Annotated in this window: 11 protein-coding genes; 5 read left to right on the top strand and 6 right to left on the bottom strand. The window is 64.5% G+C overall.

Annotated elements, in window-relative coordinates; genetic code table 11:
- Positions 1 to 27: 27 nt before the first annotated feature.
- The 4 genes from ASF21_RS01310 to ASF21_RS01295 form a co-directional block, all read right to left on the bottom strand.
- Positions 28 to 2070, bottom strand: a complete 2043-nt coding sequence (locus ASF21_RS01310; RefSeq protein ID WP_235498617.1) for a beta-galactosidase — start codon at positions 2068 to 2070, stop codon at positions 28 to 30.
- A 188-nt stretch (positions 2071 to 2258) separates the two neighbouring features.
- Positions 2259 to 3611 (bottom strand): ABC transporter substrate-binding protein, encoded by a 1353-nt coding sequence (locus ASF21_RS01305; RefSeq protein WP_055765736.1) that lies wholly within the window; start codon positions 3609 to 3611, stop codon positions 2259 to 2261.
- 51 nt (positions 3612 to 3662) lie between these two features.
- Positions 3663 to 4532, bottom strand: coding sequence for a carbohydrate ABC transporter permease (locus ASF21_RS01300; protein ID WP_235498687.1), 870 nt, complete (start codon positions 4530 to 4532; stop codon positions 3663 to 3665).
- A 71-nt stretch (positions 4533 to 4603) separates the two neighbouring features.
- Positions 4604 to 5542, bottom strand: a complete 939-nt coding sequence (locus ASF21_RS01295; RefSeq protein ID WP_055765734.1) for a carbohydrate ABC transporter permease — start codon at positions 5540 to 5542, stop codon at positions 4604 to 4606.
- 89 nt (positions 5543 to 5631) lie between these two features.
- Here ASF21_RS01295 and ASF21_RS01290 point away from each other — a divergent pair, with 89 nt between their 5' ends.
- The gene (locus ASF21_RS01290) at positions 5632 to 6738 is read left to right on the top strand and encodes a LacI family DNA-binding transcriptional regulator (protein ID WP_055765731.1); all 1107 of its coding nucleotides are present in this window, start codon (positions 5632 to 5634) and stop codon (positions 6736 to 6738) included.
- Between the two features lie 669 nt (positions 6739 to 7407).
- Here ASF21_RS01290 and ASF21_RS16660 read toward each other — a convergent pair.
- A complete protein-coding gene (locus tag ASF21_RS16660; protein ID WP_157365696.1) occupies positions 7408 to 8478 on the bottom strand; it encodes a DUF6602 domain-containing protein in 1071 nt (356 codons plus the stop codon).
- 691 nt (positions 8479 to 9169) lie between these two features.
- Between ASF21_RS16660 and ASF21_RS16245 the strand changes: the two genes are divergently transcribed.
- The gene (locus ASF21_RS16245) at positions 9170 to 9850 is read left to right on the top strand and encodes a DUF4145 domain-containing protein (protein ID WP_162237501.1); all 681 of its coding nucleotides are present in this window, start codon (positions 9170 to 9172) and stop codon (positions 9848 to 9850) included.
- Here the strand turns inward: ASF21_RS16245 and ASF21_RS01275 are convergent.
- Positions 9844 to 10458: a toll/interleukin-1 receptor domain-containing protein gene (locus tag ASF21_RS01275; protein ID WP_055765722.1), complete on the bottom strand. Its 615-nt coding sequence runs from the start codon at positions 10456 to 10458 to the stop codon at positions 9844 to 9846. The two genes, ASF21_RS16245 and ASF21_RS01275, sit on opposite strands and share 7 nt — an antisense overlap.
- 594 nt (positions 10459 to 11052) lie before the next feature.
- Here ASF21_RS01275 and ASF21_RS01270 point away from each other — a divergent pair.
- The 3 genes from ASF21_RS01270 (at position 11053) to ASF21_RS01260 (ending at position 14429) form a co-directional block, all read left to right on the top strand.
- Complete coding sequence (locus tag ASF21_RS01270; RefSeq protein ID WP_055765719.1) at positions 11053 to 12132, top strand: TerC family protein; 1080 nt, start codon at positions 11053 to 11055, stop codon at positions 12130 to 12132.
- A 243-nt stretch (positions 12133 to 12375) separates the two neighbouring features.
- Complete coding sequence (locus ASF21_RS01265) at positions 12376 to 13305, top strand: NADP-dependent oxidoreductase (RefSeq protein ID WP_055765716.1); 930 nt, start codon at positions 12376 to 12378, stop codon at positions 13303 to 13305.
- A gap of 137 nt (positions 13306 to 13442) precedes the next feature.
- The gene (locus tag ASF21_RS01260; protein ID WP_055765713.1) at positions 13443 to 14429 is read left to right on the top strand and encodes an alpha/beta hydrolase family esterase; all 987 of its coding nucleotides are present in this window, start codon (positions 13443 to 13445) and stop codon (positions 14427 to 14429) included.
- Positions 14430 to 14491 lie beyond the last annotated feature (62 nt).

Below are 14491 nucleotides of genomic sequence, written 5' to 3'. Positions count from 1 at the left end.
TCCTTCCAGCGAGGGGTGGTGCAGGTCTTACGAGACGGTGGTGCGGGCCTTCCTCGTGAGGACGGCGACGGAGCGGGGAGCCAGCTTGGACTCCTCGCCGGTGAGGGTGTCGCCGTCGACGCCCGTGATGTCCACGGGTGCGTCGGTGCGGTTGATGAGGAAGACGTGGTCGGCGTCGTCGCCGGTGCGGATGACCTGCTCGACGGCGCCGCGGAGTTCCGCGGGGAGCTCGCTGGTCACGCCGGCGCGGGCCGCGAGGTCCGCGAGGACGGTTTCGAGGCCCTCGGCGCCGAGGCGTGCGCCGACGTACGCCGCGCTGCCCCGGCCGGAGGCGCGCCGCGTCACGGCGGCGTCTCCCGCGTGGTCGCCGGTCGTGTAGCGGGAGAGGACCTGGACGCCGTCGAAGCGGGGGAGTACGCGGTCCGCCCACAGGGTCGCGGTGGTGCCGTTGTCCAGGGCGACGGACTCGCCGTCGAGCAGGGGGCCGAACTCGTCGATACGGATGCCGAGCAGGTCCGCGAGGGCTCCGGGGTAGCCGCCGAGCCAGATGTGGTCGTTCTCGTCGGTGATGCCGCTGAAGTAGCTCGCGACGAGGTGCCCGCCGCCGGCCACGTAGTCCTCGAGGCGCGTCTTCAAGGCGGCCGGGACCACGTGGAGGACGGGGGCGACGACGAGCCCGTAGCCGGTGAGGTCCGTCGCGGCGGGGATGACGTCGGCGCGGATGCCGAGGGCGAGGAACGCCGAGTACCAGTCCAGGGCCTCCTGCCGGTAGCGCAGGCGATCGGAGGGGTGGGAGTCCTGCTCGGAGGCCCACCAGGAGTCCCAGTCGAAGAGGATGGCCGCGGGCGCCTGGCTGCGGCGGGAGCCGACGACGCCGGACAGTGCGCCGAGTTCGCGGCCGAGGGCGACGACGTCGCGGAAGATGGGGCTGTCCTCGCCGGCGTGGGGGACCATCGCGGAGTGGAACTTCTCGGCGCCGGCCTTGGACTGCCGCCACTGGAAGTAGCAGACGGCGTCCGCGCCGTGGGCCACGTGGGTGAGCGAATCGCGGCGGAGGGCACCGGACTTCTTCGGGGTGTTGACGGGCTGCCAGTTCACCGCGCTGGTGGAGTGCTCCATGAGGAACCAGGGCTTCCCGCCGGCGAAGTTGCCGGTGAGGTTCGCGGAGAAGGAGAGCTCGTCCACGGCCTGGGGGCCGGGCACGAAGTAGTGGTCGTTCGCGACGAAGTCCACCTCGGCGGCCCAGTCGGCGTAGTCCATGCCCTTGGTCTCGCCCATGACCATGAAGTTGGTGGTGACGGGGATGTCGGGGGTGATGCGGTTCAGGATGTCGCGTTCGGCGCGCAGGTACTGCTTGAGGGCGTCGGAGGAGAAGCGCTTGAAGTCGAGCTGCTGCGTGGGGTTCGGGTGCGAGGCGGCCTGGCGCGGGGGCAGGACCTGCTCGAACCGCGTGTAGCGCTGGGACCAGAAGTCGGTGCCCCAGGCGTCATTGAGGGCGTCGATGCTGCCGTAGCGGTCGGTGAGCCAGGTGCGGAAGGCGCCGGCGGCGTCGTCGGAGTAGTCGTAGATGTTGTGGCAGCCGAGCTCGTTGGAGACGTGCCACGCGCAGACGGCGGGGTGGTCGCCGTAGCGCTCGGCCATCGCCGTGACGAGCTTCAGGGCGTGCTCGCGGAACACGGGGCTGGTGGGGCGCCAGTGCTGGCGTGCGCCGGGCCAGAGGGTGCTGCCGTCGACCGTGACCGGGAGGATCTCGGGGTGCTCGGTGGCGAGCCACGGCGGCGGGGAGGCGGTCGCGGTGGCGAGGTCGACGGCGATCCCGTTCGCGTGCAGGAGGTCGATGACCTCGTCCAGCCAGGCGAAGTTCCATTCGTCGCGCTCGGGCTGGAGTCGGGCCCAGGAGAAGATCGCCAGCGACACCACGTTGACGCCGGCCTCGCGCATGAGGCGGACGTCCTCATCCCATGTCTCGCGCGGCCACTGCTCCGGGTTGTAGTCGGCGCCGTACGCCATGCGGGGGCGGGCAGGCTCGGACGGCCAGCGCAGCCAGCGGTGGGTGGTGGGTGTCGACACGGTGAAGCTCCTTGGGTGTTTCTCGAGACGTGTGGCGCGCGGGTGGTGCTCCCGCCGTCGTCGTGCCCATCCCCTGACGGAGGGGCGGGGGACGACGACGGTGGGTCCAGCGGGGATGGAACAGGGGTGGAACGGACCGGGCGGGTGCGCGCGAGCTCCCGCCCGGCCCGGGTCCGATGGGGCGGGGACTACTCCGAGACGGTGAAGCCCTGCTCGTTGCCGTACTTGACGCTGGCGTCCTGCCAGTTCTTCAGGCCCTCGGACAGCGGTGTGTCCGAGACGTACGCCTGTCCGGCGGTGTCGTTGAAGATGCTGTTCGCGTAGACCTGGAAGGGCAGGTAGGACCAGCCCTCGGGGACGTTCTGCGCGGATTCGGCGAAGATCTCGTTGGCCTTCTGGCCGCCGAAGTACTCGAACTCGGTGTTGAGGAACTCCTCGGACTGGAGCTGCGCGGACGTCGCCGGGAAGGCGCCGCCGTCGATCCGGGTCTGGACGCCGTCGCCCACGTTGGCGTAGTCGAGGAAGGCGTACGCGAGGGCGCCCTGCTCACTGGCCGCGGGGATGGTCAGCGAGGAGCCGCCGTTCTCCGCGCTCGCGGTCTGGCCCTCTTCCCACTGGGGGAGCGGCGCGGCTCGCCACTGGCCTGCGGCCTGGGGGATGCCGGAGGTGAAGTTGCCGGGCATCCAGGCGCCGGTGGAGAGGGTGGCGATGGTGCCGTTGCCGAGGCCCTGGTACCACTCGTCGCTCCAGGAGCTGATGGGGGCCAGGAGGTCCTCGTCGAGGAGCTGCTGCCAGGTCTCCGCGAACTTGGTGGAGCCCTCGTCGGAGAAGTTGACGGTGACGTCCGTGCCGTCCACCTGGTAGGGCTGGCCGCCGGCCTGCCAGATGAGGCTGGTGGCGAAGCCGGCGTCTCCCGTGTCATTGGCGATGTACACGTTGGGGTCCGCCTCGTGCAGCGTGCGGGCGGCCTCGACGTACTCCTCCCACGTGGTGGGGACCTCGACGCCGTACTTCTCGAACACGTCCGTGTTGTAGAAGAGGGCCATGGGCCCGGAATCCATGGGCAGGCCGTAGATGCCCTCGTTGGCCTGGACGGAGCTCCACGGGCCGGGGCTGAAGGTGTCCTGGAGATCGCCGGCGCCGTAGCCGGTGAGGTCCTTCACGGACTCGGCCAGGGCGAACTGGGGGAGTGCGTAGTACTCGACCTGCGCGACGTCGGGCACGCCCGAGCCGGCGGCGATCGCGTTCTGCAGCGCCGTGTACTGGTCGTTGCCGGTGCCGGCGTTCACGAGGTCGATGTTGACGTTCGGGTACTCCGCCTCGAAGTCCTCCACGACCTTCTCGAGGGTGGGCTCCCAGGCCCAGACGGTGAGGTCGCCACCGGTCTCGAGGGCTGCCTGGACGTCGTCCGCGCTGACCTCTTCGGGTGCTGCGCCACCGGCGTCGTTGCCGCCGCCGCCACCGCAGGCGGAGAGGGTCAGGGCGGCCGCGAGGGCCAGGGCCGAGCCGCGGAGCACGGCCGGGGAGATTCTGCTCTTCATGGGGTTCCTTTTCACTTCATCGTTTTCGGAAGGGGGTGTTCGGGAGGGGTTCTACTCTTTGACCGCGCCGGCGCTCAGGCCGGACTGCCAGAAGCGCTGCAGCAGCAGGAACGCCGCGATCAGCGGAATGATGGTGAGGAGGGAGCCGGTGATCACGAGGTTGAAGATCGCCTCGCCGCCGGCGGTGGACGCCTGGTTGTTCCAGGCGTTCAGGCCCAGGGTCAGCGGGTACCAGTCCGGGTCCTTGAGCATGATCAGCGGCAGGAAGTAGTTGTTCCAGGTGGCCACCATGGTGAACAGCAGCACCGTGACGATGCCCGGGCCCAGCAGCGGCAGGGAGATCTGGAAGAACGTGCGAAACTCGCCGGCGCCGTCCATGCGCGCCGATTCCAGCAGCTCGGTGGGGATGGCCTCGGAGGCGAACGTCCACATCAGGTACAGCCCGAACGGGGAGATCAGCGAGGGGATGATCACCGCCCACGGCGTGTTCGTCAGGCCCATCTGGCTGAACATCAGGAAGGTGGGGACCGCCAGGGCGGTGCCGGGGACGGCCACCGCGCCGAGGACGACGGCGAACACGGCCTTCTTGCCGGGGAACGTGAACTTCGCGAGGGCGTACCCGCCGAGGACGGCGAGGAAGGTGGCTCCGCCGGCGCCCGCCACCACGTACAGCACGGTGTTGAGGAACCAGCGGCCGAAGATGCCGTCGTCGTACGTGACGGTGTCGCCGATGTTGCTGAACAGGGCGAAGTCCCCGCTGAACCAGAGGCCGAAGGAGCTGAAAAGGCTCTCCTGCGTCTTCGAGGAGTTGATGACGAGCCAGACGAGCGGGACGAGGCTGTAGACGAGGACGATCCCGGTGAGGACGGTCAGCAGGACGCTGCGCCTCGGAGTGTCCACGCTGCGGCGCGAGCTCTTCATGCGCACGTAGCCGGGCCTGGTGGTCAGCTTGTCGCTGCGGGGGCGGGTGGGTTCGACGGCGACGCTCATGGTCAGCCCTCCTTCCGCATGCCGCGCAGCTGCACGGCGTAGGCGATGACCATGGTGATGATGCCCATGACGATCGCCACGGTGGCGGAGTAGTTGTACTGCTGGCCGGAGAAGCTCAGCGAGTAGGCGTACAGGTTGGGGGTGAAGTACGTGGAGATGGAGTTCGGCGCGAGGCTCTGCAGGATCGCGGGCTCGTTGAAGAGCTGGAAGCTGCCGATCACCGAGAAGATGGCGGCCACCACCATGGCACCGCGGATGGCGGGCAGCTTGATGGCGGTGACGAGGCGGAACTGGCTGGCGCCGTCGATCTCCGCGGCCTCGTAGAGGGACTTCGGGATGACGCTGAGCGCCGAGTAGAAGATCAGCATGTTGTAGCCGATGAACTCCCACGTGACGATGTTGCCGATCGAGGCGAGGATCAGGTCCGGGTTCAGCGGGTTGGGGATGTTGGTGCCGAGCGCCTCGTTGATGTTGCCCACCAGGCCGAACCGCGTGCCGTACATGAAGCCCCACATGAGGCTGGCGACGACGGCGGGGACCGCGTAGGGCAGGAAGATCGAGATGCGGAAGAAGGATTTGCCATAGAGGCGGCCGCTGTCCAGGGCCAGGGCCACCAGCATGGCGATCAGGAGCATCACCGGGACCTGCACCGCAAGGAACAGGACCACCCGGATGAGCGAGGACCAGAACTGGGAGTCCTGCAGCACCTGGGCGTAGTTGGCGAGGCCCACGAAGCCGTTGCCGCCCACCAGCTGGTTGCGGAAGAAGCTCAGGTAGATCGAGTAGGCGATGGGTGCGAGGAACACGAGCGCGAAGACCGCCATGAACGGGCCGATGAACAGCCAGCCGGACCAGGAGCTCTTCTGGCCGCGCTTCTGCGCTCGTTTCGCGGGCTTCGGCTGCGTGCCGAGCGCGGCGGGTGGGGGTGACGCCGTCGTCATGTTCGTCCTTGTCCTCGATCGATGTTTACGTAAACACCAGCGTGCGCTCTTCTCGATGTTTACGCAAACATTGTTGTTACGATGGTCACATGTCCACCACGCCGCGTCAACACTCCATCCGGGATGACCGGCGTGTGTCCATGTCCGACGTCGCCCGGCTGGCCGGTGTCTCGGCGCAGACCGTGTCGCGGGTATCCAACGGCAGCGCGGGGGTCATCGACGCGACGCGGCAGCAGGTCATCGCGGCCATGAACGAGCTCGGCTACCGGCCCAACAGTGCGGCGCGGGCCCTGAAGCGGGGAAGCTTCCGGACCATCGGCGTCATCCTGTTCACGCTCTCGACCACCGGGAATGTCCGCACGCTCGAGGCCATCGCGGCCCGGGCCGCGGAGGAGGACTACGCCATCACGCTGATCCCCGTGGCCGCGCCCACGCAGGCCGGCGTGCGGGGTGCGTTCTCGCGGCTGAACGAGCTGGCGGTCGACGGCATCATCGTGATCATGGAGGTCCACCTGCTCGACGCCGCCACGGTGTCCCTGCCGCCGGGCGTCCACGCCGTGGTGGTGGACTCCGATGCCAGTGACGGCTTCAGCGTGATCGACACGGACCAGGCCGACGGCGCCCGGAAGGCCGTGGAGCACCTGCTGGACCTGGGGCACTCGACGGTGTGGCACGTGGCCGGGCCATCGGCGTCCTTCGCGTCGGAGCGGCGCGTGAACGCGTGGCGGTCGGTGCTCTCATCCCGGGGGTGCGCTGAACCTGCGTTGCTGCGGGGGGACTGGTCGGCGGACTCGGGCTACCTCGCGGGCCTGACCTTGGCCGCGTCCGACTGCACCGCGGTGTTCGTGGCGAACGACCAGATGGCGCTGGGAGTGCTGCGAGCCTTCCACGAGAAGGGCATCCGGGTACCGGAGGACGTCTCGATCGTGGGCTTCGACGACATCCCGGACAGCACCTCCTTCAGCCCGCCCCTGACCACCGTGCACCAGGATTTCGCCGAGGTGGGCCGGCGCTGCGTGGACAAGGTGCTGAAGCAGATGCGGGAGAACTCGACGGAACCGGGGCTGGACCTCGTGCCGACGCGGCTCGTGGTGCGGGAGAGTACCGCGGCACGCCGACGGCGCTCTGTTCGGGCTTCAGTTGGTCTGTCTGGCGATCACGGCGGAAACTCCTGGACTCAGGTCGACAGGAAATAGAACCCTCTGGTAATTCGACCCCGCGCGGTTTTGGTCGAGCGTCGGTTTCCAGGTTGGATCGCGGGGTACTACGGGCCTTTGGCACCTCGTAATAGTTAGCGTGTCATAGCTCCTGCTGCGTCTCGGAGGTCTGGACGTTCACCCACAGGTGCACGGCTGTGAGCGCCGCGCTCCTCGGATCCGCCCGCCCACAGGTTGATGACCCTGCAAACTCAGGCGCGTCCAGGGCCCGTCATCGCTGGGGGTCTGCAGGAATCGGTTCCGCCGGGACCAGGTCCTGATGATTCTCTTCACGCTTGCACCACTCAGATGCCGATAACAGTGCATATGAAATGTGTATCGGCTTCGGTTGTCGAAGCTTCGGTCTACTTGGGTGGTGTCGCGCAGAGTCACCTATCTCGTGCAGCGGATCCAACCAAGACATCGGCTAAGCTGTGACGGCCGGGAGAGATGGTGTCTCGTCCTCGTGTGTTGCAGCCCATCGAATGCGAGAGGCATACCGTCTTGCGGATACGACCTTCCCGTAAAAAAACGTACTCGAAAATCGGCCAGCGGGGAACTCTGACGGAGGTCGTTGATAATCGGGTCTTCCATTTGTAGGGAAGACGTCAAAACATCAACTCCGTCCACATTTACCTTTTGCGCCTGGCCCTTTCTTAAGGCGCAAAGTCACTTCGTTTGCACGGTGGGTTTTGGCGCCGTTGTCCAGGGCACATGCTCAAAGCCCCACGAAACCTTGGTTCCAACCTTGCGCTCAACCCATGCGAGCAGGAACACGCGCATGGCCTCGACGGGTTCGGGGTCCTGTGTCGGTTCGGGGATCTCGTTAGATTCCTTCGCGGGTTCGGGCTCCTCCGTGTAGTTGATGTCAAATTCGCGAGCTAGACGCATCCACAGATACTCGAGTAGAATATTTAGCGGATTGAAGTTCGTTGAGGCATAGAATGGCCAGCATTCATCAATCTCCTCCGCCATGTAGGGCAAACCGTTCATCTTACACAATGAGTACCGGCCACTCACGATGAGTTGAGGGAATGATCCAGGACTATACAAGTTGGTTCCAGATCCGTTGGACGCTTGGCCAGCGACGACCACGTCGCTAATTTGTTCAGCGAGTTTCTCACGAAAGCTCTGCTCGGATTCGTAACCGTTATAGCCGAAAACTACCCTCAGGATGCCCCATGATTCCAGGAGGAGGTTGTGGAGAATTTCAAGCTCTGTTCCATCAAGAATTTCTTCCGCCGTTTCGATGGTGTCGAATCTTATATTAATGGTGTGAGCCAGGGCGCTTAGGACTCTTTCCGTATCCAAAGCCATCATAGGGTAGGTTTTTCGGGATTGAAGGTGCTCGAGTTCAAGGTCGCGAATCGACTTCGAGTGTTCAAAAGCACTTTTAAGGTCTTTACCGTGAAGAGTTTTTTTGATTTCAAAGACAGCGACTACGTTTTCAATATCGCAGACGTAGTCATCCGTGTATGGGATCTCTCTCTCGGTAGTACGCACCAGCATGCAGTCGATCTGTCTCGAGTATTTCAACCCCTTGGGGCCAGGGATAGAAATGAAGCCGCCCGTGATATTTAGATTGACCCCCTCAGGTAGTGCTCGCTTGAGGACTACTTTCTTGAAGTGACCCTCGTACATTTTACCGATTGTGACGCCATGCTTAATGTCGTCCTCGTCGAGTCGCCTTTTTTCCTCTTCCATAAGCTTTGTTAAAAGCGCAGCATAAGTTTGGATCATGTAACTAAAGGTAGTACCTCCGTGTCGAAGTGGCTACTCCCGGCGACTGCTGCGCTTCGTCGCTGCAGCATGCATATAGCAATGTCCCGAAATGATTCTTTGTGCGCTCTTCGGACATCCTGTCGGGTCATGGTGTGAGGCTGTCGGCGGTGAGGAGGATTCTCAGCCGGTAGTTGTGACGGTTCCGGTAGTCGCTGGCGAGGCGGCGGTGGAGCTAGATGACCCCATTCACGGCTTCTGGTCCACCGTTGTTTGCACGCTCGGCAGTGAAGTACGCCAAGAATGCGTCCCACCAGCGCTTGAGGGTCCGGTCGTGCCTCGCGACCTAGGGACTCGGGTGGGTAGGGAACCTGGTCGGGGTTCCGAGCGTGAACGGACGCTGCTACCCCGGCTGACAAAGGCGCGGCAACTCAGGATCACGTTGCCGCTGAGGACATCGACTGGGGATCTGCTGCCTGACCCGACCGTGCCCCGTTCCCCAGTGCTATTCACCCAGTGCTGATCACGCAGCGCGGGAAGGCTGAACAACTGGTGATCGACGTGAGCCTCCGTCGTATAGTCGCTCCTCCGTATGACCTTTCTACTGTGACACGATGCTCCCATGCAGGAATATGCCGCTCCGTACTTCGAGGCCCCAAGTTTCAACTGTCCCCGATGTGGTGCTTTCACATCTCAGAACTGGGATCCCTTGATGATCATTGATGAGAACGTCAACATGTGGTCGGTATCAGACCCTGAGTACATGATTTGGACTGATGAGGGTAGAAAAGAGGGCACCCCTGACTGGTCAGTCAGTAAGTGCTTTGCATGTAAAAAATACTCTCTTTGGATTGAAAAGGATCTGGCTTATCCATACGTGTCAAGCCCTCACTTCAGGGGCGGTCAAAACTCTAACCACGTTCCGCACGTTGACATGCCAGCAGATGCCGCCGAACTATTCAACGAAGCAGTGGCAGTCCTCCCTTACTCGAAGCGAGCCGCTGCGGCACTGTGTCGTGCATCCATGGAGCGTCTGGTGAAAGGTTTGACGAAGGACGCCGTTGGGAAGAAGAAAAACTTAGATGACAGGCTAGTGATACTGCAATCAGAGGTTTCTACTCCAACGATTCAAGGGTTGAACTTTATCCGGTACATGGGAAACATGGCCCTGCACGGGGACGGTGAGCAAGGCGAATCTGCGGTTATTCTCCTTACTGACACCGACGCTGGCGTAGCGGATGTGTTTTTCAAAGTAATGAACTCGCTCGTCGATGAGTTGATAACGAAGCCGAAGACGTATGCGGACCTGCACGCCTCGCTGCCTGAGGGCGTTCGGAAGAGTTTTGAAGACAAGGTTGCTAAGCATCAGGCTGAGCAGGGGAAGCCTCAGTAGGAGGACACTTCGCCGCCCCCACCGCTCCATTTGCATTTCGTACAGCGGATGTACCCGTAGGTGGTCTCACGAGTCGGATCAGGCACGACGAACTCTTCGATCTCCGGGGTGCCAGCACCGCAACTAGGGCAACCTGCATACGGGCCGTAGCCCTCGTTGAACGCAACGTCGATACCCCAAGTCTCCAAGGTGTTTTGAACAGCCTTGATGAGCCGTGCACCGTGCTGGAGACCTAGTATTTCCCGAGCGATTATCTCGCGGGCTTCCTCAGTGTCCGCCTTAATATACTTCTTATAAGCGAGTGTTTCGGGCAACGGTGTGTCATCCAGCATGACTACGAGGAAGCCCTGTTCGTCGGCTCGGAACTTGGCCCAAGCGGCTTGCCTCTCCACCTTCACCCAGTCCGATTTCGCCGCTGTCGCAGACCAGAACAGTACGAAGACATTGACTGTTTCGAGGGCATCTTCGATGCGCCCAGGTATGATCTCGCCGTTGAGGATACTCAGTTCATCGAAGAACGGCTCGGCACCCATCAGAAGCAGTTCGCTTTGTACCTGACGGACGATGGGCTTGTCGTCGCTTTGGTGCGACAAGAAGATTCTCTGCATCTCGTAATCCTAGTGCTGCTCGTCTGACCCGCTTCGACAATCAATGCCGAGAAAGTTTGGACGCTCGCGCAGATCCGAACGTCGGTCCACCGTCTTTCAGACTGCAAGCTAATTCCGACATCTCATCAAAGGATCCTTTGACCGGACACGCTCAAGCTTGCTGCCGGTCCGTCAGTGGAACTCGGCGACTGCTGACGGTGCTGGCTCGGCTTCTGTCTCAACAATGTGTCTCAGGACGACGATCTCGTGAACCACCGGAGAGCGCCTTTGATGAGAGTGGGAAGCCTGGGATCGCGAAGCACTAGGTGTGGCAGCGAACGGTAAGGAGGATCGTGGAGTTGACCGTGCGTGGTGTTGCGGAGGGCTTCGCTCGGCGATGTGTCAGTTGCTGACGAGCGAGGGGCTTGGTTGAGTGAGGGGGAACAAGGACCCCACTTCATGCGTTAGCATCGATGTATCAAGGGGAGTACTCCCGTCTGTGATCGGCCCGTCAATACGGATGCATTGAAGCATCCCGGGCCCGTCGGTTCCGGTTCGTCCGGGCGGAGGAGACCTTGGCGCCCATCCGACGCCGACCCCCTTTGGAGTACCTCCGTGGACATCTCTCCCACAATCTGGCTGATCACTATCGCGGTGACCATCGCCTTCTTCGTCTATGAATTCTTCGCGCACGTGCGCACGCCCCACGAACCGACCATCGGTGAATCAGCCCGCTGGTCCGCCTTCTACATCGGCCTTGCCCTCCTCTTCGGTGTGGTGATTGGCCAGGTGTGGGGCTGGGACTTCGGCGGTGAGTACTACGCCGGGTATCTGACCGAGAAGGCACTCTCGATCGACAACCTCTTCGTGTTCCTGATCGTCATGACCGGCTTCGCGGTACCCAAGAAGTACCAGCAGAAGGTGCTGATGATCGGCATCATCATCGCGCTGATCCTCCGCGGAGCGTTCATCGCCATCGGCGCCGGCCTGATCGAGAACTTCTCCTGGATCTTCTACATCTTCGGCGCGCTGCTCCTCTTCCTCGCCTACAAGCAGGCCTTCGGCAGCCACGACTCCAACCCGGCCGACGGCAAGTTCATGCAGCTGGTCCGCCGCGTGCTCCCCGTCACGGACGAGTACCACGAGGACAAGCTCACCGTGAAGAAGGACGGCAAGCGCTGGGTCACCCCGATGCTGCTCACTATCATCGCGATCGGCTTCGTGGACCTGATCTTCGCCGTCGACTCCATCCCCGCGATCTACGGCCTCACCGAGCAGGCGTACATCGTGTTCACGGCCAACGCCTTCGCCCTCATGGGCCTCCGCCAGCTGTACTTCCTCATCGGCGGCCTGCTGGAACGCCTCGTCTACCTGGCGCAGGGCCTCGCCGTGATCCTCGCCTTCATCGGTGTGAAGCTCGTGTTCCACGCCCTGCACGTCAACGAACTGCCGTTCATCAACGGCGGCGAGCCGCTCCTCTGGGTCCCCGAGATCCCCATCTCCGTGTCGCTGCTCTTCATCCTGGCGACCATCACCGTGGCCACCATCGCGAGCCTCATCAAGACCCGGGGCGACGCGGCGAAGAAGGACCGCGACGAGGTCGAGGGCGAGCCCGTCATCGCCGCCGACGCCGAGGGCACGGACATCGAGTCCGGGCGCGACGACGACAAGAGCACGGCAACCAGCCGGAAGTAACCCCGCTCGATGACGAGACGTCCCGGTCCCTGATGCAGGGACCGGGACGTCTCGCGTGATCTAGGTGGAATTCTTCGTGCCGGATCCCGGTTCTGGAGAGCAGAGGTTTGAGCTCGACGGCGCGGGCGCCGACCGCCTGAAGGTGGTAGGCAATCGCACCGACGGAGCCACCCTCTCGTCCTGATTGCCGGGACCGCACCGTCCCCGGCAGCACCGAACACCGCAACCTGGAGTTGATGCGCTATCAAAGCAATCGGAGTCACCGAATTCGGCGGACCGGACGCCCTGACCGTCCACGACCTTCCCGAGCCGCACCCGGGCGAGAAGGAAGTTCGCATCCGCGTAAGGGCAGCCGCGGTCAGCCCGACGGACACGAATGTCCGCACGGGCGCCTATGACATGAGCCAGTCCGAGCCGCCCTACCTACCCGGCATGGATGCTGCCGGCGTCATCGATGAAGTAGGGCGCGGCAGTGCGTGGAAGGTCGGTGACGAGGTCATGGCCATCGCGCTGCCTCTGGGGGAGCACGGCGGTGCGTACGCCGAACGCCTCGTGGCTGCCGATGATTCGATCGCTCGGATCCCTGCCACCAGCACGCTCGAGGAGGCAGCCACCATTCCCATGAACGGGCTCACTGCCGTACAGGTCCTCGAGTTCGCCGCTCTCACGCCCGGGCAGGTCATCGCCGTCACGGGCGCAGCCGGGACGCTCGGCAATTACACAATCCAGCTCGCCAAGCAGCAGGGCCTGACGGTCATCGCGGACGCGGCACCCAAGGATCGCGAGTTGGTGCAGAGCCTCGGCGCCGATCACATCCTCGACCGCGGTGAGAACCTCGCCGGTCGCGTCCGGGAGGTTTTCCCGGACGGCGTCGACGCGATCGCCGACACAGCGCTGCTGCACGACGACGTCGTGCCGGCCCTCCGCGACGGTGGGGTCTTCATCTCCGTGCGCGGCTGGAAGGGTGAACCGACCCGCGACATCCGCTTCGAGGCTGCGTGGGTGTTCGACGAGTACCACTCGCAGGCAAAGCTCGACTCCCTGCGGCAGGCCGTCGAGGACGGCGTGCTGACCCCGCGCGTGGCAGACACCCTCCCCGCCGAGCAGGCGCCTGAGGCCCACCGGCGCCTCGAGGCGGGCGGCGTCCGCGGCCGGTTGGTGCTGACGTTCTAGCGGAGCCCTCACGAGGAACGCCCCCGAGCCGAGAGCTCGGGGGCGTTCCTGTCTCCTGCCGGCATGGCACATTCGTAGGGGCGCGAGCCCTGCTGCTTGGCATACTGGGCGGATCACCCTCGACGAAGAGAGCAACGATGCCCCGCACCCTGCCTGCCCTGGCCCTCGCCGGTCTTGTCCTGACCGCCTCGCTCGCGGCGGTCGCACCCGCCCACGCCGCACCGGGACAGGGGAGAGCGCCCTCGCCGGCATCGGCCTGCGCCCTTGACGACGGGCGCACCACGCTGACCATCCCGTCGGGCGGACTGGACCGCACCGTCGTCGTGCATGTCCCGGAGTCCGCGGGCACGCGGGCAGCGCCCCTGGTCCTCGATCTCCACGGCAGCAACAGCACACCGGCGGAGCAGCTGACGCGGTCGCAGCTGGACCGCACGGCGGACCGCGAGGGCTTCATCGTCGCCGCACCGCAGGGCGCCCTCCCGGCAGCGGCGGGCTTCGTCTGGAACGTGCCGTACACCGCGACGGACGTCGCGGGAGCGCCCGACGACGAGGCCTTCCTCCAGGACGTCATCGACACGCTCGTCGACGCGGGCTGCGTGGATGAGCGCCGCGTGTACGCGGCGGGCTATTCGGGCGGCGGGCGCATGGTGTCCCAGTTCGCGTGCGACAACCCGACGACCGTGGCGGCGATCGCGCCCGTCGCCGGCCTGCGGGCGGGTGCCCCGCTCGCCGTCGACGGCGGTCTCGCGCCCGATCCGGCAACCTGCGCGCCGGGCGACGGCGTCCCGGTCATCACGTTCAACGGCACCGCCGACCCGGTCAACCCGTTCGCCGGGGGAGGAGCGGCGTACTGGGGGTACGGGGCACTCGCGGCGTCCGAGCGCTGGGCGGACCTCAACGGCTGCCACACGGCGAAGGAATCACGCGTCAGTGAGAACGTCACACTGACCGACCACCGCGGCTGCCCCGGCAACGCCGCAGTCCGCCAGTACGTCATCGCCGGGGGAGGGCACACCTGGCCCGGCGGCAATGCTGCCGCGTTCCCGGGAGCGGGCGTGACGACCACGGAGATCAGCGCCAACGGCCTCATGTGGGACTTCTTCGAGCAGCGTCGCACCCGCTGACACGCAGGGAGGGCTCCGGGACAGAACGTCCCGGAGCCCTCCCTGACCAGCATGTGCCGCTG

It is taken from the genome of Arthrobacter sp. Leaf234, assembly GCF_001422665.1.
Classification (GTDB): Bacteria; Actinomycetota; Actinomycetes; order Actinomycetales; family Micrococcaceae; genus Arthrobacter_D.
The sequence above is the reverse complement of the archived record's forward strand: the minus strand, read 5'-3'. Positions and strand labels throughout refer to the sequence as shown.

What these genes read in the sequence shown, in the direction of transcription:
- ASF21_RS01260 (WP_055765713.1), top strand. Translation starts at nt 13,443, where the DNA reads ATGCCCCGCACCCTGCCTGCCCTGGCCCTCGCCGGTCTTGTCCTGACC.
- ASF21_RS01290 (WP_055765731.1), top strand. Translation starts at nt 5,632, where the DNA reads ATGTCCACCACGCCGCGTCAACACTCCATCCGGGATGACCGGCGTGTG.
- ASF21_RS01300 (WP_235498687.1), bottom strand. Translation starts at nt 4,532, where the DNA reads ATGAAGAGCTCGCGCCGCAGCGTGGACACTCCGAGGCGCAGCGTCCTG.
- ASF21_RS01295 (WP_055765734.1), bottom strand. Translation starts at nt 5,542, where the DNA reads ATGACGACGGCGTCACCCCCACCCGCCGCGCTCGGCACGCAGCCGAAG.
- ASF21_RS16660 (WP_157365696.1), bottom strand. Translation starts at nt 8,478, where the DNA reads ATGATCCAAACTTATGCTGCGCTTTTAACAAAGCTTATGGAAGAGGAA.
- ASF21_RS01305 (WP_055765736.1), bottom strand. Translation starts at nt 3,611, where the DNA reads ATGAAGAGCAGAATCTCCCCGGCCGTGCTCCGCGGCTCGGCCCTGGCC.
- ASF21_RS01275 (WP_055765722.1), bottom strand. Translation starts at nt 10,458, where the DNA reads ATGCAGAGAATCTTCTTGTCGCACCAAAGCGACGACAAGCCCATCGTC.
- ASF21_RS16245 (WP_162237501.1), top strand. Translation starts at nt 9,170, where the DNA reads ATGATCATTGATGAGAACGTCAACATGTGGTCGGTATCAGACCCTGAG.